The sequence below is a fragment of the Empedobacter sp. UBA1574 genome (assembly GCF_002322895.1).
Taxonomy (GTDB): domain Bacteria; phylum Bacteroidota; class Bacteroidia; order Flavobacteriales; family Weeksellaceae; genus Empedobacter; species Empedobacter falsenii_B.
On the sequence record NZ_DCOI01000024.1, the window covers coordinates 23,021 to 48,550 of the forward strand.

General features: G+C 31.3%; 25 protein-coding genes, 3 tRNA genes and 1 pseudogene. 7 read left to right on the plus strand and 22 right to left on the minus strand.

What is annotated here, in order from left to right; all coding sequences use genetic code 11:
- Positions 1-48: 48 nt before the first annotated feature.
- Positions 49-537: a hypothetical protein gene (locus tag B3578_RS06940; protein WP_286495862.1), complete on the minus strand. Its 489-nt coding sequence runs from the start codon at positions 535-537 to the stop codon at positions 49-51.
- Between the two features lie 114 nt (positions 538-651).
- Here B3578_RS06940 and B3578_RS06945 point away from each other — a divergent pair, with 114 nt between their 5' ends.
- Positions 652-1,026: a DUF962 domain-containing protein gene (locus B3578_RS06945; RefSeq protein ID WP_286495861.1), complete on the plus strand. Its 375-nt coding sequence runs from the start codon at positions 652-654 to the stop codon at positions 1,024-1,026.
- 100 nt (positions 1,027-1,126) lie between these two features.
- Here B3578_RS06945 and B3578_RS06950 read toward each other — a convergent pair whose 3' ends face one another.
- The 5 genes and pseudogenes from B3578_RS06950 to B3578_RS06970 all read right to left on the minus strand — a co-directional run bounded on the left by B3578_RS06950 (position 1,127) and on the right by B3578_RS06970 (position 5,931).
- Positions 1,127-1,765 (minus strand): SGNH/GDSL hydrolase family protein, encoded by a 639-nt coding sequence (locus B3578_RS06950; RefSeq protein ID WP_286495860.1) that lies wholly within the window; start codon positions 1,763-1,765, stop codon positions 1,127-1,129.
- Positions 1,766-2,193: pseudogene (locus B3578_RS06955) on the minus strand (SGNH/GDSL hydrolase N-terminal domain-containing protein); the annotation flags it as partial. It abuts the gene before it with no gap.
- Between the two features lie 88 nt (positions 2,194-2,281).
- On the minus strand, positions 2,282-3,709 hold the full coding sequence (gene purB, locus B3578_RS06960) for an adenylosuccinate lyase (RefSeq protein WP_125349080.1): 1,428 nt from the start codon (positions 3,707-3,709) through the stop codon (positions 2,282-2,284).
- Positions 3,710-3,730: 21 nt separating this feature from the next.
- Positions 3,731-4,585, minus strand: a complete 855-nt coding sequence (locus B3578_RS06965; protein ID WP_291047529.1) for a fructosamine kinase family protein — start codon at positions 4,583-4,585, stop codon at positions 3,731-3,733.
- Positions 4,586-4,641: 56 nt separating this feature from the next.
- Positions 4,642-5,931 (minus strand): adenylosuccinate synthase, encoded by a 1,290-nt coding sequence (locus B3578_RS06970; protein WP_219034680.1) that lies wholly within the window; start codon positions 5,929-5,931, stop codon positions 4,642-4,644.
- 230 nt (positions 5,932-6,161) lie between these two features.
- Here B3578_RS06970 and B3578_RS06975 point away from each other — a divergent pair, with 230 nt between their 5' ends.
- Positions 6,162-6,851 (plus strand): DsbA family oxidoreductase, encoded by a 690-nt coding sequence (locus B3578_RS06975; RefSeq protein WP_286495857.1) that lies wholly within the window; start codon positions 6,162-6,164, stop codon positions 6,849-6,851.
- A 60-nt stretch (positions 6,852-6,911) separates the two neighbouring features.
- On the plus strand, positions 6,912-7,265 hold the full coding sequence (locus B3578_RS06980) for a TonB-dependent receptor domain-containing protein (protein ID WP_185144102.1): 354 nt from the start codon (positions 6,912-6,914) through the stop codon (positions 7,263-7,265).
- Positions 7,266-7,314: 49 nt separating this feature from the next.
- On the opposite strand, the gene B3578_RS06985 is transcribed toward B3578_RS06980, so the two are convergent.
- The 6 genes from B3578_RS06985 to B3578_RS07010 all read right to left on the minus strand — a co-directional run bounded on the left by B3578_RS06985 (position 7,315) and on the right by B3578_RS07010 (position 13,210).
- Entirely contained in the window at positions 7,315-7,932 is a 618-nt protein-coding gene (locus B3578_RS06985) for an N-acetylmuramoyl-L-alanine amidase (protein WP_125349084.1), read from the minus strand.
- Between the two features lie 78 nt (positions 7,933-8,010).
- Positions 8,011-9,339 carry a DUF58 domain-containing protein gene (locus B3578_RS06990; protein ID WP_219034682.1) on the minus strand — a complete coding sequence of 443 codons (1,329 nt, stop codon included), beginning with the start codon at positions 9,337-9,339 and terminating at the stop codon, positions 8,011-8,013.
- A complete protein-coding gene (locus tag B3578_RS06995) occupies positions 9,339-10,325 on the minus strand; it encodes an AAA family ATPase (RefSeq protein ID WP_286495856.1) in 987 nt (328 codons plus the stop codon). Before B3578_RS06995 ends, B3578_RS06990 begins: the two co-directional genes overlap by 1 nt.
- Positions 10,325-11,569, minus strand: a complete 1,245-nt coding sequence (locus tag B3578_RS07000; protein WP_286495855.1) for a hypothetical protein — start codon at positions 11,567-11,569, stop codon at positions 10,325-10,327. Before B3578_RS07000 ends, B3578_RS06995 begins: the two co-directional genes overlap by 1 nt.
- Complete coding sequence (locus B3578_RS07005; RefSeq protein ID WP_280036848.1) at positions 11,566-12,228, minus strand: hypothetical protein; 663 nt, start codon at positions 12,226-12,228, stop codon at positions 11,566-11,568. The genes B3578_RS07000 and B3578_RS07005 overlap by 4 nt, the downstream gene beginning before the upstream one ends.
- A complete protein-coding gene (locus tag B3578_RS07010) occupies positions 12,215-13,210 on the minus strand; it encodes a stage II sporulation protein M (protein ID WP_219034685.1) in 996 nt (331 codons plus the stop codon). The genes B3578_RS07005 and B3578_RS07010 overlap by 14 nt, the downstream gene beginning before the upstream one ends.
- Positions 13,211-13,239: 29 nt before the next feature.
- Between B3578_RS07010 and B3578_RS07015 the strand changes: the two genes are divergently transcribed.
- Together B3578_RS07015 and B3578_RS07020 are read left to right on the plus strand one after the other, a co-directional pair.
- Positions 13,240-13,962, plus strand: a complete 723-nt coding sequence (locus B3578_RS07015) for an RDD family protein (RefSeq protein WP_219034686.1) — start codon at positions 13,240-13,242, stop codon at positions 13,960-13,962.
- A 30-nt stretch (positions 13,963-13,992) separates the two neighbouring features.
- Positions 13,993-14,364, plus strand: coding sequence for a YchJ family protein (locus tag B3578_RS07020; RefSeq protein WP_219034687.1), 372 nt, complete (start codon positions 13,993-13,995; stop codon positions 14,362-14,364).
- A 377-nt stretch (positions 14,365-14,741) separates the two neighbouring features.
- Here B3578_RS07020 and B3578_RS07025 read toward each other — a convergent pair whose 3' ends face one another.
- From B3578_RS07025 to B3578_RS07035, 3 genes are read right to left on the minus strand one after another with little or no spacing between them, the layout of a single operon-like run.
- Positions 14,742-15,455 (minus strand): nucleotidyltransferase family protein, encoded by a 714-nt coding sequence (locus tag B3578_RS07025; RefSeq protein ID WP_219034688.1) that lies wholly within the window; start codon positions 15,453-15,455, stop codon positions 14,742-14,744.
- Between the two features lies 1 nt (position 15,456).
- Complete coding sequence (locus B3578_RS07030; RefSeq protein ID WP_219034689.1) at positions 15,457-15,879, minus strand: RapZ C-terminal domain-containing protein; 423 nt, start codon at positions 15,877-15,879, stop codon at positions 15,457-15,459.
- Complete coding sequence (locus B3578_RS07035; RefSeq protein WP_219034690.1) at positions 15,872-16,888, minus strand: aminoglycoside phosphotransferase family protein; 1,017 nt, start codon at positions 16,886-16,888, stop codon at positions 15,872-15,874. The genes B3578_RS07030 and B3578_RS07035 overlap by 8 nt, the downstream gene beginning before the upstream one ends.
- Positions 16,889-16,993: 105 nt before the next feature.
- Between B3578_RS07035 and B3578_RS07040 the strand changes: the two genes are divergently transcribed.
- Together B3578_RS07040 and B3578_RS07045 are read left to right on the plus strand one after the other, a co-directional pair.
- Complete coding sequence (locus B3578_RS07040) at positions 16,994-17,458, plus strand: hypothetical protein (RefSeq protein ID WP_147279970.1); 465 nt, start codon at positions 16,994-16,996, stop codon at positions 17,456-17,458.
- A gap of 76 nt (positions 17,459-17,534) precedes the next feature.
- Complete coding sequence (locus B3578_RS07045; protein ID WP_114999737.1) at positions 17,535-18,170, plus strand: NAD(P)H-dependent oxidoreductase; 636 nt, start codon at positions 17,535-17,537, stop codon at positions 18,168-18,170.
- Positions 18,171-18,218: 48 nt separating this feature from the next.
- Here B3578_RS07045 and B3578_RS07050 read toward each other — a convergent pair whose 3' ends face one another.
- The 7 genes from B3578_RS07050 to ccsA all read right to left on the minus strand — a co-directional run bounded on the left by B3578_RS07050 (position 18,219) and on the right by ccsA (position 25,260).
- Positions 18,219-19,865, minus strand: a complete 1,647-nt coding sequence (locus B3578_RS07050) for a dipeptidyl-peptidase 3 family protein (protein WP_125349098.1) — start codon at positions 19,863-19,865, stop codon at positions 18,219-18,221.
- A 261-nt stretch (positions 19,866-20,126) separates the two neighbouring features.
- A tRNA-His gene (locus tag B3578_RS07055) sits at positions 20,127-20,202 on the minus strand.
- 42 nt (positions 20,203-20,244) lie between these two features.
- Positions 20,245-20,320: transfer RNA gene (locus B3578_RS07060), tRNA-His, on the minus strand.
- Positions 20,321-20,361: 41 nt separating this feature from the next.
- A tRNA-His gene (locus B3578_RS07065) sits at positions 20,362-20,437 on the minus strand.
- Positions 20,438-20,555: 118 nt separating this feature from the next.
- Entirely contained in the window at positions 20,556-21,257 is a 702-nt protein-coding gene (gene bshB1, locus B3578_RS07070) for a bacillithiol biosynthesis deacetylase BshB1 (RefSeq protein ID WP_125349099.1), read from the minus strand.
- Between the two features lie 3 nt (positions 21,258-21,260).
- Complete coding sequence (locus tag B3578_RS07075) at positions 21,261-21,854, minus strand: glutathione peroxidase (RefSeq protein WP_291047537.1); 594 nt, start codon at positions 21,852-21,854, stop codon at positions 21,261-21,263.
- Between the two features lie 115 nt (positions 21,855-21,969).
- Positions 21,970-25,260: a cytochrome c biogenesis protein gene (gene ccsA, locus B3578_RS07080; protein ID WP_291047538.1), complete on the minus strand. Its 3,291-nt coding sequence runs from the start codon at positions 25,258-25,260 to the stop codon at positions 21,970-21,972.
- Between the last annotated feature and the right edge of the window lie 270 nt (positions 25,261-25,530).

A 25,530-nucleotide genomic window follows, 5' to 3' on the forward strand; every position in this document is an offset into this window, starting at 1 on the left:
CAAATTTTGGTAACTATTGCTAATGTTTTAATATTGAATTTGTTTTATTTAGAAAATAGGTGGTATAGGATTCTCAATTTTATTTCTTTTTATATAATAAACTGTCATTAAAATGATACATAATGTAGCGATTGTAGTTATTCCGGTTAAAAAATAGTAGGTGGTTTTGTGCGTATTATAACTTAATAAAATTTTATTTTCTTTCTCTATTTGAACTATATCCAAGTTATTTTTATTAGAATTTGAAGGTGAAAAATATACTTTTACTTTGTCACCGTGACTAATATTATTATCAAGCTCTGAATAATTTTTAGTCATTTTGTATACTGCGAGATTTTGAGGATAATTAGAAAGTTTTAAAAAGAATATTTTAGAATTTTTGTTTGAATTTATAATACCTTTATTTGTTATTATACCTTCAACTTGCGAATATTTAGATAAATCTTTAGAAGCTTGATTATAAAAAATATAAGTTAGTAGGGTAAAGAGTGTGATACCAAATAGTATTGCAAATACATTTATAATTTTTGTAAACATTAATTGGATTTTGTAAGATATTTCAAGTTATATTCAAATTTACAACTATAATTTTGGTTTTAAAGTTTAATAATCAAACAAATTCAACCTATATTTAAGTTAAAATCATCCAATATGAGAAAAATAGAACAACTTTTTAGTGAATATGGAGAAAGTCATCAAAATGGAACAAACAAAACTATTCATTGGATTTGTGTTCCTTTAATCTTTTGGACGATTCTTGGTTTTATATCCTACATTCCAGCGCCGCATTTGTATGTTCAGAACTTTGGTTATATCAGTATAGCTTCAATCATTGCATTGGTTATTGTTTCAATATTTTATTTTAGATTATCGGTTGTCGTTGGTTTCATTATGATTTTTCTAATGTTGATTATGGAATATTTTATTTCGTTGTGCAATGTGCAATTCGGTACAAAATCTTGGTTAGTTTATTTGGTAGTATTTATTATCACGTGGATTTTACAATTCGTTGGACACAAAATATAAGGGAAGAAGCCAAGTTTTCTCAAAGATTTACAATTTTTGTTGGTTGGTCCTATTTGGTTGTTAGGTTTTATTTTGAGAAAAGTTGGTATAAAGTATTAATCTATTTCTTACTCAAAATTTCATTTACTTTTTTCTCAATGGCCTCTGATAATCTGCTAAAACCTAAATCATTTGGATGAATTCCGTCTGTAGAACCTTCGTTATCCGAACCAATTAAATTATCACCTTTCAATAAATACAAATCTTTTATGCCTTCTTTTATCAACGCATCGTATTGGGCTCGATAGGTTTGATTTTGTCTTGTCATATCTTCGTGAGCGATTAAATCAAATTTACTCATTGGTCGAATCAAGCTTTCTACCATCAAGATTGGTGTTTTTGGATGATATTTTCGGAGTAATTTGACGAACGGAATTGTTCTACTTTTGATCTCTTCGGGTGAACTATTTGGAACACAATCCAAGATAAACAAATCAACCCCTTGAATATCTTTGATCATTTCAGCCAATTCAATTTCAATTTTTGCACTTCCACTCAAATCAAGATTAATGAATTCATAGCCTGTTTTTCGTGTTAAAATAGAAGGATAATTCATTCCAGGACGACTTGCCGAAGCACCTTGCACAATGCTTGAACCATAAACCACGATTTTCTTTTTATACGCAATCGGTTGATTGATAAAATTAGCGGAAGCATCAATTCCTATTTTTAAATCTGTAATTTCGTTCCAAAGTGGCAAATAAAGTATGAATTCCTTTTCTGTCTTTGATAAATTCTTGACGATATCAATTCACTTTTGATATTTTGCTGATTTGGTAAAGCCGCACCTGCAAAAATCCACTTTCCGTTTTCTTTGATATACAAATCCAACCCACGCGCCATAATTCCAGTTGTATTCGCGCCCAAATAAGTAGAACGAGTTGTCCAATCCAGTTTTATTTGTGAAGTATTCGATTTGAATGTAACATATAATCCAGCGGGAGCAGTAAATAAACCTTTTACTTTTTCAGGAAGATTTGCGTATTTGTTGGTATCGATTCTATGGTAAAAAGGTGTATTATCAAAGGCTTTTCCTTGTACAGTAAATTCTTTGTTCGTGATATATTTGATTTGTCCAACTACGTGAAAAGAACAAATAAGTGCAAAAAACAGAAAGAATTTTCTCATTGGTTATAATTGATTAAAGGTTAAAATTAAAAAAAGACTTCCAATTTGGAAGTCTTTTTTTTGTTTCATGTGTTTGTCTTAAGCGTGTTTACACTTTAAGGTCTGTATGAGCGCCTAAAAGTGTTTTATTTTCTTCGATAATTGGATCAACCAAATCTTTTAAGAATTCTTCTGTTTGTTCAGAAGCAAATCCTGTAAAGTTTTTCGGATCTAATAATTCGACTAATTTCTCTTTGTCAATTTTTACATTTTCATCGGCAATGATACGTTCAATTAAATCGTTAGATTTTCCTTCCATTTTCACTTGTTTTGCAGCTTCCATAGAATGTGTACGGATAATTTCGTGTAATTCTTGACGATCTCCACCATTTTTAACACCTTCCATAATGATATATTCGGTTGCCATAAATGGTAATTCTTCCGCGATATGCTTCTCGATGATTTTAGGATAAACGACTAAACCATCTAAAATATTGTTCCAAATGATTAAAATTGCATCAATCGCTAAAAATGCTTGAGGTACTGCTAAGCGTTTGTTAGCCGAATCGTCCAACGTTCTTTCGAACCATTGAGTTGAAGCAACCATTGCAGGAGAAGTTGCTAAGGACATCACGTATTTCGCTAAAGAGGCGATACGCTCTGAACGCATAGGATTGCGTTTGTATGCCATTGCAGAAGATCCAATTTGATTTTTTTCGAAAGGTTCTTCAATCTCTTTTAAATTTTGTAATAAACGCAAGTCGTTTGTAAATTTATGTGCAGATTGTGCAATGTTTGATAATAATTCTAATGCTTGAGCATCAATTTTACGATCGTAAGTTTGTCCTGAAACTGCAAAAACATTTTTGAATCCGAAACGTTCAGATAATTTTTTGTCTAATGTTTTTACTTTTTGGTAATCTCCATCAAATAATTCTTTGAAAGAAGCCGCTGTTCCAGTTGTTCCTTTTACACCGCGAAAACGTAACGTATCTATTCTGAATTCTAATTCTTCTAAATCTAATAAAACAGATTGTAACCAAAGTGTTGCACGTTTTCCAACGGTTGTTAATTGTGCTGGTTGGAAATGCGTAAATCCTAAAGTTGGTAAATCTTTGTATTGACGCGCAAATTTTGCTAAACCATCAATCACATTGATTAATTGTCCTTTTACATGTTGAAATCCATCACGAATCTGAATCAAATCTGTGTTATCGCCAACAAAAGCCGAAGTAGCGCCTAAATGAATAATTGCTTTTGCGCTTGGTGCAACATCTCCGTACGTATGCACGTGAGCCATTACATCGTGACGAAATTTCTTTTCGTAAGCCGCAGCAACATCATAATCAATATTAGTTGCATTATTTTTTAATTCTTGAATTTGTTCGTCTGTAATATCTAATCCAAGTTCCTTTTCAATTTCTGCCAAAGCAATCCAAAGCTGTCTCCATGTTGTAAATTTTTTCTCAGGAGAAAAGATATATAGCATTTCGTCGCTACAATATCTCGATTCTAAAGGATTTTGATACTTGTTCATTGTATTTGTTTGTTTTGTTTTTTAAAATTTTTTCAAAATGGTTTGCACATCTTTCACATAATAACCTTCGAAAAGGTAAGCGTGTATCAGCAATGGAAATAATTGTGCAATTGGTAAACGCTCTTCGAAATTTGGTGCTAAAGGATTATTTTCGTGATAGGCATCAAAAAATACATCATCAAATCCTCCAAAAAGCTTTGCAATAGCCAAATCCATTTCGCGATGACCATAATAAATTGCAGGATCTATAACCGAGAATTCGCCTTTTTTGTTGGCTAAAATATTTCCATTCCAAAAATCTCCATGCAATAAAGCAGGTTTTTCTTCTGGAAATATCGAATTCAATTGTTTACATAAACTCTCTGCAGATTTTATTTGTTTTGAATTGATTAATTGTTTGTTTTGCAATAGTTTCATCATTGGCATGATGCGATTTTTTGCATAAAATTCGCTCCAAGAATCTGTTAAACTATTCGGCTGAACGACAATTGCAATGTAATTATCTTCTGACCAACCAAATTGTTTACTTGTATTTTGATGAAGTTTTGCTAAATTTTTTCCTAAGTTTTCCCAATTTACAACAGTTGGAGTAGAGGTTTCCATCCATTCTAATAATAAATATTGAAAATCTTTTCCAGCTTCGCCAACATTTACCACTTTCGGAACCGAAAATGTTTTGGTCTTTTTGATGGCTTCTAAAGCACGTGCTTCTTTCTTGAAAAGATGAGGAAAGTTGTTTGCGGAATTTACCTTTAAAAAATATTTTTTATCAAACGATTCTAATCGAAAAGCATCGTTAATATCACCACCTTTCATCGGGACGATAGAATCTATACCTAAATTCAATTGTTTTAATCGTTCTAAAATTTCGTTCATAAAAATATCTCATAAAGTTATAGCCCAACAAAAGTCAGGCTATACTATTTAATTTATTAAAATAAAGTTGTTCTAATAATGTTTTGAGAACGCTCTGGTCCAACCGAAACTAAATAAACTTCGATTCCTAAGTATTTCTCAATGTAGTGAATGTAATCTTGCGCTGTTTGCGGTAACTCATCAAAAGATTTTACGTTTGTAATATCTTCTTTCCATCCTGGTAATTCGTCGTATTGCGCTTCGTAATCAGCTAATTTAGTTGTAGAAGAAGTGAAATAATCAATGATTTTTCCGTCTTCTGTTTTGTAACCTGTACAAACTTTTACTGTATCAATATTCGACATTACATCTAATTTAGTAATTACTAAATGTGTAATTCCATTAATCATACAAGCGTGTTTCAATGCAACTAAATCTAACCAACCTGTGCGGCGTGGACGACCTGTCGACGCTCCGAATTCGTGACCAACTTGACGAATTTGTTCTCCTAATTCGTTGTCCAATTCTGTTGGGAAAGGACCGTTACCAACGCGTGTACAATATGCTTTCGAAACTCCAATCAAATTTTTCAATTTTGTAGGAGGAACTCCAGCACCAACACAAACTCCACCTGTTGTTGGAGAAGATGATGTAACGAATGGATATGTACCAAAATCGATGTCTAACATTAATGCTTGAGCACCTTCGAATAATACATTTTTACCTTCGTCAATTGCGTGGTTAATTTCTAACTCAGAATCTAAGATACGTTCTTTCAAACGCTCACCATAAGCTAAATATTTTTCGTAAATGTCTTCGAATTTTAATGGTTCTTTATTGAATAATTTTTCGAATAAAGCATTTTTAACCACTAAATTTTCTTTGATTTTTTCTGCTAAAACTTCAGGATTTAATAAATCAATTGCACGAATACCAACGCGCGCTACTTTATCCTCATAACAAGGACCAATTCCGCGTTTTGTTGTACCAATTTGACTATCTTTTCCTGCAAATTCTTCACGATATTCGTCTAACAAAATGTGATAAGGCATGATGATATGCGCTCTTCTCGAGATAAAAACGTGATCTGTAGATAAACCTTTTGCTTCTAATTGTTCAGTTTCTGCAAAAAAAGCTTCAGGATTTACTACGACACCATTCGCAATAATACATTTTCCTTTGCATTGTAAAACTCCAGAAGGTAATAAGTGTAAGACAAATTTATCATCGCCTACATATACCGTATGACCAGCGTTGTTACCACCTTGGTAGCGTACAACATAATCCGATTTTTCGGCTAATACATCTGTAATTTTTCCTTTTCCCTCGTCACCCCATTGAAGACCGACTACTACGTGTGTTGACATATTGTTTGTTCGTTATTTGATTTGGAATAAAAATGAAACTAATCATCTTTTCTTGGTTCACTGCAAAGGTAATTTAAACCTTGTCTTAAACAAATTTAAAACTCAATTTAGCACGATTATTTTTCAAGATTTTGTTAATAATTTTTCAAGATAAAATTAACCGAAAAATAACCGAATCCATTCAAATAAAAAGCGTATTTTTACAAACTTTTACACCAAAAATTTCTATAATGAAAATTGAAATCTGGTCGGATGTAATGTGTCCGTTCTGTTATATCGGAAAAAAACATTTTGAACAAGCTTTAACGCAAATTCCTTATCAAGATAAAATACAGGTTGAATGGAAAAGTTTTCAGTTAAATCCTGATTTATCAAAAACTGAAATTACTTCTGTCAATGATTATTTAATCAAAACAAAAGGAATTTCGGAAGAACAAGTTTCGGCAATGAATAATCAATTGGCTGAAATGGGAAAAGTTGTTGGAATTGATTTTCAACAACAAAATTCTAAAGTTGTCAATACGGGTGATGCTCACCGATTGATTCATTTTGCGCAAGCGAATGGAAAAGGTTCGGAAGCAGAAGAAAGACTTTTTAAAGCGTATTTTACAGAAGGTAAAAATGTAGCTGATTATGAAGTTTTGGCTGAATTGGGAGAAGAAATTGGTTTGAACAAAACCGAAGTTCTTGAAATGCTAAATTCTGATGCAAATGTTTTTGAAGTTGCTTCGGATATTTTAGATGCGCGTAATATTGGTGTTTCTGGCGTTCCGTTTTTCGTAATTGACCGTAAATATGCACTTTCTGGTGCTCAACCAGTCGAGTATTTCGTTTCTGCTTTGACACAAGCTTACGAAAAAGATCATTTGGACCAACCACAAAATGGTGCTTCTTGTGATGTAGACGGAAATTGTGATTAATACAATTTGCAAATAAATATAGAAAAGGACTTCAATTGAAGTCCTTTTTTTCGTTTTATATTGATTGATAATTTTCTAAAAATTGTACAATTTTTTCTGCTAATTGATTTTTATGAAAAGAGCTTTTCAAAGTTTTATATTCAATATCAGTCAACAGAAGATCATTCGTTCAATTTTAATTTTGGGCGAAGAATTCAACGACCAGCTTTTTGGGAATTAAATCCAAATAAATGGTATAGTAATCCTATTTCTTACACAGAAGGAAATCCTTTTATGCAACCAGCTTTTGTGTATAATTTCGAGTTAAGTTATGGATTCAAAGATTATTTACAAGCAAAAGTTTATTATCAAAATATACAAGATGATTTTGGTCAAATTGCCTTTCATCAAGAACAAGAATTGGATGGAAAATAGAGAAAAAACAAAAAATCTCAGAGCAAAATACTCTGAGATTTTTTTATGTCTAATTCTTCAATGCTTCAAAAATTTTATCTGCTATTTTAGGGTAATTACTTTCGTTTGTTAATATTTTTCGGTCATCGTCATTTGTCAAATAACCGATTTCAATCATAATAATTGGAACTTGTGAATCTCGTAATATTTTCGAATTTGTTTCAACAATTCCTAAGTTTTCAAAACCTAAAGAACTTATACTTGTTCCAATTTTTTCGCCAAGTATTTTACATTCTTCGAAAGTAGGATTCAATGGAGAAAGGTGAATTTCTGTTCCTTTTTTCGAATCTTTTACATTATAATTTGCGTGAATTGATAAAACCAAATCAGGTTTTATTTCATTAATCATTTTCGCACGACTTGTATTGATAATTTGTTCGTCACCTTTTCTCAATAATACAAAATCAATATCTGTAAAAGGATTTTTTTCTTGAATAATTTCTGCAATTTTCAGCGCAATATCTTTTTCCTGAAATTCATCTTTTTTTACGCCAGTATCTGTTCCTCCATGTCCAGCGTCCAAAAGGATTACGCGCTTTGTAGAAAGTGTTTTATTTTCGATAAAATTTGTTTGTGCAAAAAGACTTGTTGTTAAAATTAAACAAAAGATCTGTAATAGTTTTTTCATGGTTGTTCAGATTAAATTGACCAACTTTAAGCAATAATTGTGCTTATTTTTCTAAAAAAATGGTTAAAAAAACTTTTTTTAAAACAAACCTCGCGCTTTTATCTCTAAATATTTATTGATTAAGTTAATAGACAATTCTTGTGGTTCGCAGTAAATCGTTAAAATCCCGAATTGATGCAAACGATTTATGATTAATTCTTTGTCGTAATTAAACTTTTCGGCAATTGTTTGATCGTAAATATCAGTAGTAGTCTTTGCTTTCTGATGATTAAGTTTTTTCAATTCCGAATTTTTAAATAGAATCAAAACGACAACATGCGATTTTTTAATCAATTTCAGATATGGTAATTGACGTTCCAAACCATCAATTGTTTCAAAATTGGTATAAATAAATAAAAGCGATCGTTGCGTTAATTTTCGTTTGATATAGGCATACAATTGTCCAAAATCACTTTCCAAAAAATCAGTTTGTACATTGTATAATTTCTCCAAAATCAATTGCATTTGATGATTTTTTCTATCCGCAACAACGTGATCTTGAATTCTTTTATTAAATGTTATTAAACCTGCTTTTTCATTTTTTTGAAGTGAAATATTTGCGACAACTAAGCTAGAATTGATTGAATAATCCAACAATTTTAAACCATCAAAAGGCATTCGCATCGTTCTCCCTAAGTCAATTAACGAATAAACAGGCTGCGATTTTTCTTCCTGAAATTGATTGACCATCAGTCGATTTGCTTTTGCCGTTGCTTTCCAATTGATTAAACGATATTCGTCACCAATCGTATAATTTTTTATATTTTCAAATTCTGTATTTGTTCCAATTTTTCGAATCCTTTTCATTCCAAATTGATTCTGTAACTGAGCGGTAGAATATAATTGAAACTGTTTTAATTGCAAATAAGAAGGATAACAAGCAATCGAAATTGGTTCGTTTATTTTGATCTTTTTCTCAATCAATCCAAAAACAGAAATAAATACATTTGTTAATCCAAATTTATATGAACCTCGTTCTGTTGGTCGAATTTTGAAATCAAATTTAGTATTTTGACTACTTTTAAATCGTTTTCTAAACTGAAAATCTCTTAATTGTAATTGAACAGGAAACTCTTCTATAATCCTTACATTTAGAGGGAATTGATAATGATTTGTTACGAAAAGTTCCAATTCATTTTCATCACCATTTGAAAGTCGTTCTGGATAATTTCGAAGAACTTCAATGGAAGTTTTAGGAATATAAACCAAAAATATTTCGACAATAACACTGACGATAAAGACAAGTGTCAAAATCTTTGCAATAATGTAAATAGGAGATAGAAAAAATGCAATCACATAACAAAATGCAATGAATAATCCCGCATAAAAAAAGCGATTGGTAAGAAATAAGCTTCTGAAAAATTTCATTAACGAGGAATTTCTACGCGATCAATAATTTGCTGAATAATATGTTGTGTTGTAAAACCTTCCATCTCTTTTTCAGGAACCATCACAACGCGGTGTCCCAAAATTGTATGCGCAATTTGCTTGATATCTTCTGGAATCACAAAATCGCGTCCATTCACCGCTGCATTTGATTTTGCAGCATCTAAAATCGCGATAGAAGCACGTGGCGATGCACCCATATACAAGGTTTGATCGATTCTGGTTTGATGAACAATTGTCGCAATATACGTAATCAACGCTTCGTGTACGAAAACTGATTTTATGCGATCTTGGAACTCAATAATTTCATTTCCTGAAATTACTTTTTCTACCAACGTTTCTTTGTCAATATTTTTGCGTTCTTGTTGTTCTTTCAATAATTCAATTTCACTTTCTAACGAAGGATATTTGACATAAATCTTAAACATAAAACGATCCAATTGTGCTTCTGGTAAGCGATACGTTCCTTCTTGCTCGATTGGATTTTGAGTTGCAAAAACTAGAAAAGGAGCTTGTAAAGGATAAGTTGTTCCATCAACCGTCACTTGTTTTTCTGACATCGATTCGAATAAAGCCGCTTGAGTTTTTGCAGGCGAACGGTTAATCTCATCAATTAAAATAATATTCGAAAAAATTGGTCCTTTTTTGAACTCAAATTCATTGATTTTAGAATTTAAAATAGACGTTCCAATCACATCAGAAGGCATTAAATCTGGCGTAAACTGAATTCTACTAAAACCAGAATCTATCGTTTTTGCCAACAATTTTGCCATCATTGTTTTGGCAACTCCAGGCAAACCTTCTATCAGAGAATGTCCGTTAGAAAGCAAAGCCAAAATTAATTGATCGATAATATCATCTTGTCCGACAATTACCTTTTTCAATTCATTTTTTACAGTTTGCATTTTATGTTGTACATCCGAAAAATCGACTCTATTTTCGAATGGTTGATATGTATTTTCGCTCATTAGATATTTGCTTTTTGTTTATAGTTTTCGATGATTTGATACACAATTTTCAAATCGTGTTCATTTGGTTGATTTTTTTGATAAATATTTTTCAGAATCGTGAATTTTTCAAGACATTCTTCTTGGCTCAAATTTGCTTTTTGTGCAACAATTTCAATGAATTGTTTGTTTGTAATATCGTCTGTTTCGATTAAAAATGTTTTTCTCAATTTGTATAAAAAATAATCGATTTTCTTTGAAACAATGTCTTTTACTTCGCCATTTTCTTGGTATAAAGAGGAAATTGTCTTAGCAAATTCGACGGTATGATTTTCTTCTTTGGTATAAATTGGAATGATGCGTTGTTCGCGTTTGCTTCTAAAAATTAAAAAGAAGAAAAGTAAAACCAATAACGTAATCCAAGCAGCTTTTAGAGCTGGTTCGCTCATTATGAAACGCATCATTGATGAACTTCCTGCATAAGTTTTCGAGGTATTGTACCAAAAAATAGTTTTCCCTTTCAGTGGTTCTAAAACTGATTTAGCATAGAAATAACTGTCCTCATTTAACAAATAATAATTGGTAAAATAAAGCGGTTCTGCGTGATATAAATAATAACCTTTATAATTTTTTGGTTTGATTTTTAAATAATTTGGGTAAGCCTTATCTTTATAAGTAATTGTTCCAAAAATTTCAGAATCATTTGTGATATCGCTAAAATAGTGATGTTCGATTTCTTTTTTCTTCTTTATTTTGAACAATTTATTTGTTCTAAGTTCAAAATTATCATTAATATTTATTGTCTGATTGTACAAGATATTCTCTTCAGATTCCGTAGAATCAGTTGTTGGCGTATCTGTAGAATACGTTTCTTCGTTAATATCTTCTTTTCCATTTGTGTCATCACCAAAATTGTCATAATAATCTGCAATCATCACAATTCCACCATTTTCGGCAATTTTGCTCAATAAATTTTTAGAAACTGTATCAAAATAAATTTCAGAACCGAGCACAACAACTGCATAATCTTTTGCTTTTTTAGGATCAATTTTTAATTCAGAAAGTTTTTCCAAATCTTTCATTTTCCCATTAGATAACTTCCCAAGTTCTTCGTGCATAATAAATAATCCGTACGGATCTTTACTATTTTGATAAAGGCTTACATTCCATGATTTAGGAAGCTTATAACGAAGTTTTGAGAAAGAAAATATAAAAATTCCGATCAATAAAATAGCGCCTAATAGAATACCTAATTTCTTTTTCATGAGGCTAAATATTGGTTAAACTGATTGAAATTTGTCTTGAATTCGTGGTATTTATTTTCATCAATTTTAAATTCTCCAAACCAAACTTGATTGAAAATTTTAGTATTTTGATTGAATAAAATCTTTGATTTTTCGTCTTTTATTTGATTGATAAATTGTTGATTTGTTTTCTTCGGATCCCATTCAATCCAACCTTTTTTATCTAAATTTTGTAGATTTTGATAATGCAAATAACGAATTGCTAAAGCAAAATTTTGTTCTGTTTCTGCTTTATTGATTAATGAATTCAAATTAACTTCGGCTAAATTTTCTTCGATAAAATCAAAATCAGATTCGTCATATAATTTTTTCGAATTTCGTTTAAGAATTCCACCATTTTTGTAAATACGTGTGGCAAGAAAAATTAAGAATAATCCAATTACAAAATAGAAAATGATTTCCCAAGGTAAATAAGAGAGAAATCTAAAAATACCTTCGATTATTTTTGAGAAAAAGCCAGGTTCGAATTCTTTTTTAGGTTTTGGAACATCATTATAATCAAATTCTTTTCCAGCATATTTTTCTTTGAATGCTTTAAATTCTGCTGTTTTTTCTTGTGCAAAAACAACGAATTGAATTAATAATAATGTAAATGTAAAAAATAGTCTAAATTGTTTCATTCGATTCTAAAGTTTGATTGAACGAAAAAGTTTTTTGTCTATTTTTTTGAATCGGATAAATGATGTAATACCAAATAATTAAGATTAATGAAAGGATTATTACCAATAAACTCAATACAATATTAACATCATATAAACGCGTAATAAAACCTTCGATAAATCCAGCTATAATAAACATTGGAACAGTGCTTAATAAAATCATTACCGCTTCTTTTGCTTTGATTGTGAGTGATTTTTTTCGCGATAAAGTTTTTGGAAACATAAAGCCATTTCCAAGCATTAATCCGCAAGCTCCAGCAATAATAATCACCGAAATTTCGATTGTTCCATGCATCCAAATTGCTGACATTGCCTTTCCCAAAACGCCTTCTTTGAAAAACATATAATGAAATGCACCTAACATAATTCCGTTCGAAAATAGAATATATCCTGATCCAATACTGAAAAATAATCCTAATGTAAAAGCAAAAAAAGCAACACGAATATTGTTGATGGTTATAGCTAATGTAGAGCCAGTCTGACTTCCTGATTTGTAAATTGCTGCAGGATCACCTTTTTTGATGTTCATTAACGTTTCGTCTACATATTGATTTCCTAAAATTAATCGTGTAAAATCTGGATCGAAATGCGATGATAAAACGCCAATTAAAACCGCTAAGGCAAAAATTAAGAATGAATACAACAACATTTTGTGATTTTTGTAGACTACATTTGGCACATCTTCTTTGAAAAATTGCACAAATTGATTCCCAGAAGTTCGTTGATCTTTGTAAATTGACTGATGCGCAAATAAAGCTAACTCGTTCAAATAATCTTTTGTCTTACTTTTTGGGTAATAAGTTTGAGCAAACGCCAAATCATTTGTAATTTCGATGTAGTTTTTTGCTAAAATATCTGGATGAACATCAATTTTATTTTTCAAATTATGTTCAATATCAGACCATTTAGACTTATTTTTATCAATAAAATGCGCTTCTCTCATTGTAGAGTAGTTGTTAGTGAACCAAATATATGAATAAACTTTTAGTCAATACACCTCAAAACGTGCAAATTGCTTATAATATTGCACCACTTGGAAAACGTTTGCTTGCGTATATCATCGATATGATTATCCGAATCATATTAGTCTACGGTATGTATTATTTCTCTGAGTTTATTCCGAATAGAGACGAATGGTTTCGTATGGGAATTTATAGTATAATAGGTTTTATATTTTTACTTTATCCGTTGGTTCTCGAGATTTTAATGAAAGGGCAAACAATTGGAAAATGGATTATGAAAATTCGTGTAATACGAATGGACGGAAATCGTGCCAATAATTTTGATTATTTCTTGCGTTGGGTAATTGGAAGTGTCGAATTGTTTTTATTTACTGGACTTATCGCGTTGATAACGATGATTATAAATAAAAATGGTCAACGTTTAGGTGATATTGTTGCGAATACATGTTTGATTGATTTGAATCCGAAATTAGCTTTATCACAAACTATTTTCGCTGAAGTTTCTGAAACCTATAAAATTCGTTTTCCCGAAGTTTATCGCCTGTCTGATCGTGATATTAATATTGTAAAAGAAAATTTTACGTCTGCATTAAACAATAATAATTATGATATTTTATTAAAATTAACGCGAAAACTGGAGGAAATAATGGAGGTGAAAAGTGATGGTTTAGGAAATATTGATTTTATTCAAGTGGTGATTCAGGATCATTATCATTACCACAAAGACAAGTAAACAGTATCTTTGCAAAAAATAAAGAATAAAATGAATTGTCCTTGTTGTTCTGGAAAAGTATATGCAACTTGTTGCGAACCTTTTCATTTGAATATTGAATTGCCAAAAACTCCCGAAGAGTTGATGCGTTCTCGTTACGCTGCTTTTGCAATGGTTTTGCCTGAATATTTAGTTGATACAACACATTCTTCTACGCAAAAAGATAATGATTTTAGTGATATCGAAGATTGGGCAAAATCGAATAAATGGTTAAAGTTAGAAATTGTTTTTGCTAAAGATAATAAAGTTCGATTTAGAGCTTATTACCAAGACAAACAAGGTGAAATCTACGAACATGATGAACTTTCTAGGTTTGTGCAAGAGAATGGCAAATGGTTTTATGTAGATGGCGAGTTTTATTGATTTTTAAAAATAAATTCAGAAAATATTATTTCAAGCGAAGTCTAGAAATTAAAAAAAATGGATATTTTTTTTGAGCAATTACTTTTACAATTCCTTCAATTTATCCTGAATTTCTGTATCATAAATTTCTAAAAAACGTTCGTCATAAGGATAAGTATCTTTGAATCCTTTCTTAATCAAAACTAAGCTTTTATTGTAATTTATTTTTGCAGAATCTTTCCAACTTTATTTTTGAAAGAAAAGTAAAGTATTGAAGCGAGAATTATCACTACAACAATAGTTAAATAGATAAAATAATTAATGTATTTCATTCTATCTAAGATATGTAAACTTTTTGCATAAAAAAACTCAATCCATTGAATTGAGTTTTTTGTTTTCTATTTAAAATATTGTTCTGCTTCTAACACGCTTTCTGGTCGACCTACGTCGATTAAAATTCCGCCAGAATGATCAAAACCAATGATAGATTCAGTTTTCATCAAGTCCATATAAACTTTCATGATAGAAAATTTACCTTTCTCTGTAATTTTATCAAATAGAGTAGGAGAAATAACATGAATTCCACTAAAAGCTAAATCTTTGCAATTGTCTAAAGAATCTACAGCTTTTATTTCTTCTTCTGTTTTCAGATTTCGCCAACCTTTTAATTCATTTTGTTCATTGAAAAATAGTTTACGAGATGAATTTCGATCAGAAACTGCTAACGTTACTAACGCTTTGTTTTCTTGATGTGCTTTGATAAATTTAGCAAGATTTAGATCTGTTAAAATGTCCACATTCATCACCAAAAAATCTTCCTCGAAATTAGCTTTTGCTTTAACCAAACCACCACCAGTTTCAAGAACTTGATCTGTTTCATCTGAAATAGTAATTTCAATTCCGAAATAATTATTATCTTCTAAAAACTCAATGATTTGATCTGCAAAATGATGCACGTTAATCACGATTTCATTAATTCCGAAAGATTTCAAATATTCTATATTTCGTTGCAAAAGAGGTTTTCCATTTACAACTGCTAAAGCTTTGGGATGGTTGTCAGTAAATGGTTTTAAACGAGTCCCAAGACCCGCTGCAAAAATCATTGCTTTCATATTAATACGCCTCGTTTATCCAATTTTTTTCTTCTTGCACAATATGATGTAACGTAACTTGCGCTTCTGGAAATTTCTCTTGAATATGTTTTGCAGTCGCATCAGCAGAATAAACTGATCGATGTTGTCCGCCTGTGCAACCAAAATTAATTTCTAAATTCTCGAAACCTCGTTGCAAATAATCTTCGATCGAAATGTCAATAATTTGAAAAACACCTTCTAAAAAAACTGCAATTTTAGTTTCTGTTTTCAAGTATTTTTTAACCTCTTCGTCGCGCCCTGTTTGTGTTTTATATGCCTGAATTCGACCTGGATTTAGAATTCCACGACAATCAAAAACGAAACCACCACCATTTCCAGTTGGATCGGTTGGAATTCCTTTTTTATACGAAAAACTACGAACGTTGATGTTTAATTTAGCCATTTATTTTATGATTTATGCGTTCTAACGTTTCTGGAAGAACAAGGATTTTTATAATATGTTTTAATTCTGGATAATTTTGTAATATAGGATAATCGATTATTGATTCTAAGTTTTTAAGCCCAAATGAAATACTTTCTAAAAAGTGTTTTTTACGTTCAATAATTCCTCTCAAACCATAGGTTCCTAAAACTTGTAAAAGTCGAGCAACTACACAATATTCGTACGATTGACGAAAATCTATTGGAACTAAAGTTGGAATTTGTTTGGTTAATTCTTGGTAATAAAATTCGTATAATTCTTTTTTAAATTCAAATGGTAAATTGGCTTTTGCTTGCCAAATTAACGAAACCAAATCATAGACAACAGGTCCATATAAACCGCCTTGATAATCGATAAAATAAGGTTCGTTTTGATGAATCATAATGTTGCGCGTTTGGAAATCTCTGAACACAAAACCTTGTGGCGAAAGTTTATCAAATTGAGACGCAAAACGATCAAAATCTTTGATTAATTTTCCTGCATTGTAATCAATTCCTAAGACATCTAAAAAGTAAAAATTAAACTGAAATAAATCTCTTAAAATTAATGTTTTATCTAATTTTGGATACGAAAAAGTATGATTAAAATCGATTTTAGTTGCACCTTGAATTTGAGCAATTGCTAATTTTTCTAATGTCTTAAAATAATAAGGTTTTGCTTTTTCGAAATCATTCAAGACAATATTCATCAGTGTTTCGTCTCCTAAATCTGTTTGAACATAGGTTGCAAAATCTTCTGAAACTGAAACAATTTCTGGAATATTATTGATGACTTTTTTTAAATCTAAAGAGAACTGAATAAATACTTTATTTTCTTCAATATTAGAGCTTTCAGCCAAAATATACGACTGATTTTGATCAAAAAATCTCGAATATACTCGAGCTGAACCTCCTCCTGAAAGTTGAGTTAAACTTTCAATTGCTTTTTGAGTAAAGTTTTCTTGCAAAAATTGAGCTGTAGTATCGTTCATCAGAATATTTTGCGAAAGTTACGCATATCAAAAATGATTTAAAAATATTTGTTTGCTGTAACTTTTTTCAAAATGCTGCATCTATTTAGTAAAAGAGAAACTAATATGAAAAAAATAGCACTTATTATCGCAATGATTTCGTTACAATCATGTATTACAGTAAAAGTTAATGCAGATGTTGATTCGAATAATTTTTATAGAAAAGTGGATAATCCAAATATCAAATCGCAAGGAACTTTTTTTGACAAAGGAGTGGGGGATTCGAAATGGTCGAATTCGAATGGTGATAATTGGACAAAAGCGAAGTTTGAAGATGCTTCTGGAACGAGTTATATCAAGCTAAATGTTTCGAAAAGTTTAACTGCTAATTTTCATTCGAATATTAAATTAGAAGGCGAAATGATTTTTGAAATTGTAGATCAAAATAATGAAGTAGTGTTTAATCGTCAACTTACAAATTCGAAAGAAGAAAATTTTACAGTTGATTTAGCAAAAGGTGATTATCAAGTTCGTTGGAATTCTACGAATGCAACTGGAAGTTATTTTTTGGAATGGAAACAAGATAAATAACATAAATTTTAGCATATTTTTTGGTCGATCGATTACTTTTTTGATGTATTTTTAGAAAGATTTTAAATAAGTAATTATGTCTTTAATAGATGATTTGAAATGGCGTTACGCTACAAAAAAATATGATCCGTCTTTAATTGTTGAAGAAGAAGACGTTAAAAAAATTGTTGAAGCAGCTCGTTTAGCACCAACTTCATCAGGTTTGCAACAGTTCAGAATTTTAGTTATTAAAAATAAAGAATTGCAACAAAAAATTGTTCCAATTGCCTATGATCAGCAAGCGATTGTAGATTGTTCGCATTTATTGGTTTTTGTAGCTTGGGATCGTTATACAGAAGATCGTATTGATGCAATTTACGATTATACAACGGATGAGAGAGATTTGCCAAGAGGTCGTTTTGGTTCGTATACAGATAAATTGAAAGGAATTTATTTGCCTCAAACTTCTGAAGAAAATTTTGCACATACAGCTCGTCAAGCATACATTGGATTAGGTTTTGCTCTTGCTCAAGCAGCAGAATTGAAAATTGATAGTACGCCAATGGAAGGTTTTGATAATGCTGAATTGGATGATTTGCTTGATTTGAAAGAAAAAGGAATGCGAAGCGTTTTAATGCTTCCTTTGGGATACAGAGACAGTGAAGATTGGCTAGCGCCAATGAAAAAAGTTAGAAATCCGATGAAGGATTTTGCTACGAAATTATATGAATAACAAAAAAGCTTTCTCAATTTTGAGAAAGCTTTTTTATTGAATCTATTTTTACAATCCCAACATTTTTGGACCTTGTTCAAAAACAACATCAACTGGAATGTTTTTTGTTTTCAAGACATCTAAATCTTTTTGTAAATCGTCGTGAATAATTCCTTTATCAGCATATAATTTTTTTACACCATCATAATCTCCATTTCCTTGAAGTGTCAAAATTAATTCTGATAAACCATTCATTGCTTTTTCCATTTTAGCTACATTTACTCTGTAACGTCCATTTGTAGTTTTTTCGAAAGCTCCATTTTCAGCAAAATAGTTAAACGCAATCATGTTTGCTTGTCCGTGTGCAGAACTTGCTCCAAAACGAACTGAACGTAAGATTCCAGCCAAGAAAGTCACAAAATAATCTTCTTGTGTTCCTGTCAATTCACCTTTTTTCAACAATTGATTCACCATATACAAACCAAGAATATCAGCTTTTCCTTCTTCTAAAGCTGAATTAGCTTCTTTTAAAGCATCGCGGACAGAACCTTTTTCATTTACTGTATTTTTGATTCCTAAACCATGCGCCACTTCGTGAAACATCACATTAGAAAAGAATGCATCAAATTTGATGTTTTTCTGTTGGCTTTCATCAATCAAAGCAGTTGCAATTGGGGCAAGAATTTTATCAAATTTCGCTTTCATAGCATTTTTTAATTGCAAACGGCGCGTTCCTTTTTCTAGTTGAACTTTTTCATCATTTGGTAAATTAATCGCAATTGTTTTTCCAGCAGCGTTACAATCTCCCGCATAATACACCACATCATACGCATTAAGATCCGAATCAGTTCCAGGAATTTCTTTTTTGTAATTTGCAGAAACAGGTAAATTCTTCTGTAATTCTGGTAAATATTGAACGAATTTTGCCAATTTTTTCGACCATTCAATATCTTTTACTAAAATATATGCAGAATATGAAGTTTTATATCCAAACAATTGATCTTCGTAATTTTCAATCGGACCAACCACCATATCAATATTTGCATTTTTCATATCCATCCAAGCCAAATCACTTGCATAAAAATCATCGCTTATCAAAGCTGCAGCACGTAATTTTAAATATTTTTTAAGCCCAGCATCTTCTGCTAATTCTGATGCTTTTGTTAAATATTCAGCGGCTTTTGATAATTGATTTTTGAAATTTTCGTGGTATGGAATCGAATATAATTTTCCTTCACGATTACGACGAATAATTGAGTAAGGAGATTTACCATCTTTGATATTTGCTTGTTCAAATTCCTCTTTCGTCATATCAATTGGATAGAAAGTTGCACCAGCAGGTTTTGCTCCAATACCGTTTATAAAAGGCGTTTCGTTATTCAATCTATCCCAAGGACCGTAGTTTATTTTTGCATATTCTTTGGCTTCACCTTTCGTTTCGTCCATCAAATCTATTTTAGCACCATAAGCTTGTTGCCAAAATAAATCGTCCATAATATCTGCCGTTTTGAACATCAAACGTAAAATCTCTTTTTCGTTTTTTGTTAAATGCGAAATATCTGTTGTTAATGGAACTTGAGCATAATATTGAAAAGCGTAATCTTTTGTCATTTCTATTGAGGTTTGAGTTGATTCTGCTGCTGTTTTTTGAGTTGAACAAGAGCTTAAAACTCCAGCAAAAGCAATCATTCCTAAGAATATTGATGATTTTTTCATTTTGAATGTTTTGGTAAATTTACAACGAAGAATCAAACTAAAAATCATTCTTATTTTTTTTATCCATAAAAATATAATTTAAAATAACCAAGAATCCTGACTCCTAATCCAAAAATTAAAAAGCTTTAGAATGCAATTGTAAGAAGTTAGAGATAGAGCTTTTTTCTTATTCAGATTATCACAAATTTTTGCATTGCTCCCAAGTTTTGATATTAATTCAATAAAAAAATCTCAACTTCTATTGAAATTGAGATTTAATATGGGTGAATGATGGGTCTCGAACCCACGACCTCCGGAACCACAATCCGGCGCTCTAACCAACTGAGCTACAATCACCATTTGGTTTGAATTTTTTTTGAAACTAATTCTAAAGTTTTTAGGGTGAATGATGGGTCTCGAACCCACGACCTCCGGAACCACAATCCGGCGCTCTAACCAACTGAGCTACAATCACCATTTGGTTTGAATTTCTTTTGAAACTAATTCTAAAGTTTTAGGGTGAATGATGGGTCTCGAACCCACGACCTCCGGAACCACAATCCGGCGCTCTAACCAACTGAGCTACAATCACCATTTTTATTGCGAAATTAACTTTTATTTAATCTCTCAATTGGACTGCAAATATAGCCTATTAATCGGTACTTGCAAATAATTTTGACAAAAAAATAAAGGTTTTTTACACCTTTATTTCTAAATTAAAGAATCTAAATTATTTACGCCAATATAACTTCGCGAAATAAATCCTTCTCCACCTTCAGTTCCGATTAATCTTCCTAAATCATATGCACGATATCGGATAGAATCTGTAAAATTCTTCGATGAAATTGGTGTTTGAGGTTCGCTCGAATTTGGATCAAAAAATTGCGTTTTATACGCCATGCAAGCTTCCACTTTTGTATCAACAAAACCAGAAATATCAATTACAAAATGAGGTTCTAAAGGCAACCATTGAATGTAGTGGAAGTGCTTTTTTGGACGCCAAGCTGGTAATCCATTATCAATTTTTGGTAAACCCGATAAGAAAATAGCAGTATTCACTAAATCTGAACCTTTTCCATGATCTGGATGGCGATCGTGAGGTGCATTACTCAAAATAATATCAGGTTGATATTTGCGAATGATTTCGACAATTTTCAATTGATTTTCTTTATCATTCAAGAAAAAACCATCAGGAATTCCAAGATTTTCTCTTACAGCAACTCCCAAAATGTTTTTGGCATCATTTGCTTCTACACGGCGCGTTTCATCAGTACCACGAGTTCCCAATTCTCCTTTTGTTAAATCGAGAATACCAACTGTTTTACCGTTTTTAATTTCTTTTGCAAGTGTTCCTCCACATCCCAATTCTACGTCATCAGGATGAGCTCCAATTGCAAGAATATCTAACTTCATTTACTATTTATTTAACCAATCTATTATTTCTTTTGAATCTGGAGTTACTTTTGATGGATAAGAAGCCTCTAAAGTTCCGTCTTCGTTAATCAAAAATTTCGTAAAATTCCATTTTACATCATTATCAGATTTTCCGTTCAATGATTTTTTTGTTAAGAATTTGAAAATTTCATTTTGATTTTTTCCAATTACATCACTTTTTGACATCAAAGGAAAAGTTACGCCATAATTTAATTTACAAAAACTTGCAATTTCTTCATTGTTGTCAAATTCCTGACCTCCAAAATTGTCTGAAGGAAATCCAACAATAACTAAACCTTGATCTTTATATTCTTGATACAATTTTTCTAAAGCATCATATTGAGGTGTGTAACCACATTTTGAAGCTGTGTTAAGAATTAAGATTTTCTTTCCTTTCAAATCCGCGAAATTAAAATCGTCATCATTGATATCTTTGAATGTATAATCGTAAATTTTGTTCACTTTATGAGGTGTTTTTGTTGTTTGATGAATGGTTTGCTTTTTAGAAACTTTCTTAGTTTCTTGCGCATTACAAGCTATAAATAGCCCTAAAAATCCGATGAATAAATATTTCATTGCGTACTATTTTAAACAAATTTAAAAAAAATGTTATGATTTGTAAGTTAAAGTAGGTTAAAATAAAAAAGCTCATCTTTGGATGAGCTTTTTTATTTTATAATATTTAAAGAAATTAATTTTTTGATTTTACGTGGTAAACTTTGTTTTGGAAATACCAAGCTGCAATAGATAAAACTAACATTGCGACTGCTGTTGCAGGAACCCAGAATGGAATTGGAATTGGATCTCCGGCTGCGTATGAGTGTAATCCAGATAAGTAATAGTTAACGCCAAAATACGTCATAATTACTGTCCAAACAGCCCACATTGCTGCAACATTGAAGGCAAATTTCCCTCTCAATCCTGGAACTAAACGCATATGTAAAACAACTGCATAAACAATTACAGAAACGAAAGCCCAAGTTTCTTTTGGATCCCAAGACCAGTAACGTCCCCAAGATTCGTTTGCCCACATACCTCCTAAGAATGTACCAACGGTAAGTAAGAAAATACCAATTGTTAATGACATTTCAGAAACGTAAGTCATTTCTTTTAGCGAAATTTCAATCTTTTTATTTGGTTTAATCATCATGATAATTAATGAGAAAACTCCTAAAATAGCACTTAATCCAAAGAAACCATAAGATGAAACGATAATCGCAACGTGTACAATTAACCAATATGATTTTAGTACAGGAACAAGTGGTGTAATTTGTGGATCTAACATAGAACCTCCGTGTGCAAATCCCATCATAATTACAGCAACCATAGCTCCTGTTGTTGGAATAAATGCGTTTCGGTTTTTGTATAATAACAATCCAGCTAAAACACTAATCCATGAAATAAATACAATGGCTTCGTAACCATTAGACCAAGGTGCGTGTCCAGTTAAATACCAACGAACACCAAGTCCTGCGGCTTGTACGATAAAGACAATAAATATTAATCCCAAACAAACATTGATAATTCGATGAAGTGCTTTGCTTTCTGAAAATAACTGAATGAAGGATAAAATCATTAAAACTCCACCAACCATACAATAAGCAATCATCACCCAAAAGAAAACGTTGTATTTGTTGTATAACACTTCTATCTCAACTTTTGTTGGAGAAGGCACAACATTTTTACCCCATTTTTGTTGGTATTTATCGATATAATCTACCGCATTATCTGCAGGCGTCCAATTACCATTTTCTAATCCTTTCGAAACCATGTTAAAATAAACACTAATCATTCCAAGTGCCATTGTATCGATTTCTACAGGATTTTCTTGTGTTTGATAAATCCAAGAAGTCCAACGCTCTGAAGGATCATTCTGAACTGGAATTATTTTTAATTGATATCCTTTTGCAGTTTGATCTAAAATATTGAAACGCTCTGTAACCTTAATTACTTCCTCATCAAATTTAGAACGCTCTGAAGGTTTTCTTGAGAATGCCTCGTTATAGGCTTTATCTAATTTAAAACGAGTCGTTTTTGGATCGATCAAATTCATTAAAGATGTGTAACCATCTTCGTTTGCGCTTGTAATTTTCTTTAAACGATCTCCTCCTTTATCTCCAACTTCAATCATCGGAGCATTTACCCAATAAGCAGGGTCTAATTGCAAAGAAATAAACCATTTATTGGCAGATAATCCGTGGAATTTATCTTTTTTATAAACTTTTCTAAGGATTTCTAAAGCTTGTGTATTAAGAGGTTTTATACGTCCTTCGATATCTTGTGTAAGTAAATGACCAAATTTATCAGCGTGTTCGTCAGGAATTTTTACATTCTTCGCTAATTCATCTCCATCAGCCATTTTTGTAGAAAAACTACCAATGTGCTCTGATGAATGAACGTTCCCTTTTTCCGAATCAGTCTGAATTTTTTGATGTCCATTTTTTCCTCCATCAGTAGTACTTGGATTTTGAGCAAATGCTAATCCAGAAAGTAAAAATAATGGAAGTAAAATATTTATTTTTTTGGTATGTAAACTTTTTAATAGAGAGTTTAATTGCGTAAAACGAGTTCCTTTCCAGAATAATGAAACAAACATTCCTCCAAATAATAAGAAGTATCCTAAATAGGTAATGTTAGTCCCCCACCAGTCTTGGTTAACTTGTAAAATAGTTCCGTCTTCCGTTGGAAAATAACTCGATTGGAAGAAACGGTAACCTTTATAATCCATTACATTGTTCATATAAATGTGATGTTTTGTTTCTTTTCCCTCGTCGATAACTGTAATGTTAGATTCGAAAGAAGAAGGATTTGTAGAACCAGGATAACGATCTAAAATAAAGTCATCTAAACGAATGCTAAATGGAACTTTTACTAATTTAGAACCGTAACCTAACGAAATATTCATTCCGTCAATTTGTACATCAGCAGAATAATTTGTGACACCCTTTCCACCAACAATTGTCACTGTATCGCGTTTATCACCAACAATAACTTCGGCTCTAATTGCACCAGGTAGATTCTTTTCTTCTGCTTTAAATTTAGAACCTTGTCTATATAAAACTTCACCTTTGAAAGCCGGATTTGGAACTACAAATTGCGCTCCGTTGATTGTATATAACGAACGTAGTTTTAATGGAGCAGGAACATTAAATTCAACTTTTCCAGCACCTTCTTGCAATTTTTGCATGTCTGTAATTTGTCCAACTTGTTGTCCAGCCATTTGTACATATTCTCCTTCGAAAGGCGATTTGATAACCAAATTTTCTCCTTCTCCAGTAATTTGTACCGCACCATCTTGCGGTCTATTGTACGAAACTAAAGTTCCATTAACACTTTTTATTTCACCATTTCTGATGAAAACAGAATTACGTCCAGCTTGTCCAACTGTCACGATTTCTAAAACATTAATTCCTTCTTTTTTTCTTACAACCGTATCTAAAGCGTGAGGTACGTAATCAAAAGTTTTTAATTTAATGACTTTATCTTTGAACTGATATTCACCTTCAAAGTGTCTACGGAACAAAGAACTTGTACTATCTTTTCTGTCAAAATACGTCATATTGTATTGATGATTGTCATACGCCAAACGTTGTGTACCATCATCAACCATCATCTTGAAATAAGATTTGTACGATGTAATTTCGTTACTTGTTCCTCCTTCTGGAATAGGCATTTCACCCTCGAAACTGATGTAACGAGTAATTCCTCCTCCAATAAAAATAAACAAAAATGCTAAGTGGAAAACCAATAAAGGCAATTTTTCCTTTGACCATAATCGGTATCGTTTGATATTCATTAAGAACAAAACGATCAACCAAATCATTAATACCTCAAACCACTTTGCCTCGTAAATAACAGCTTTTGCAGTAGCCGTATCGTAGTCATTTTCAATGAAAGTGGCATAACCCATGGCGATTGCGTAGATGAATAGCAAGACCGTCATGGTTCTGGTAGAAAATAGATATTTTTCTAATTTACTCATTACTTATAATTGATTTACAAAAATAGGTGAGTTTATCAGATAAAGCATTAAAACTTAAATGATTTTTATTAGAATCAATGAGTTAATAGAATGTTAAATATGTTGTGCCAAAATTGATTTTAAATGTTTAAAAAACACACTGTTAATCAGAAATGTTTATAACAAAGTATTTTATTCAAAAATAATTTGTTAAGAAAATATTTAGAAATATCAAAAACATATCTTAAAAGGAACAATTTTTGTTAAAGCTCAATAACCAATTATAATGAT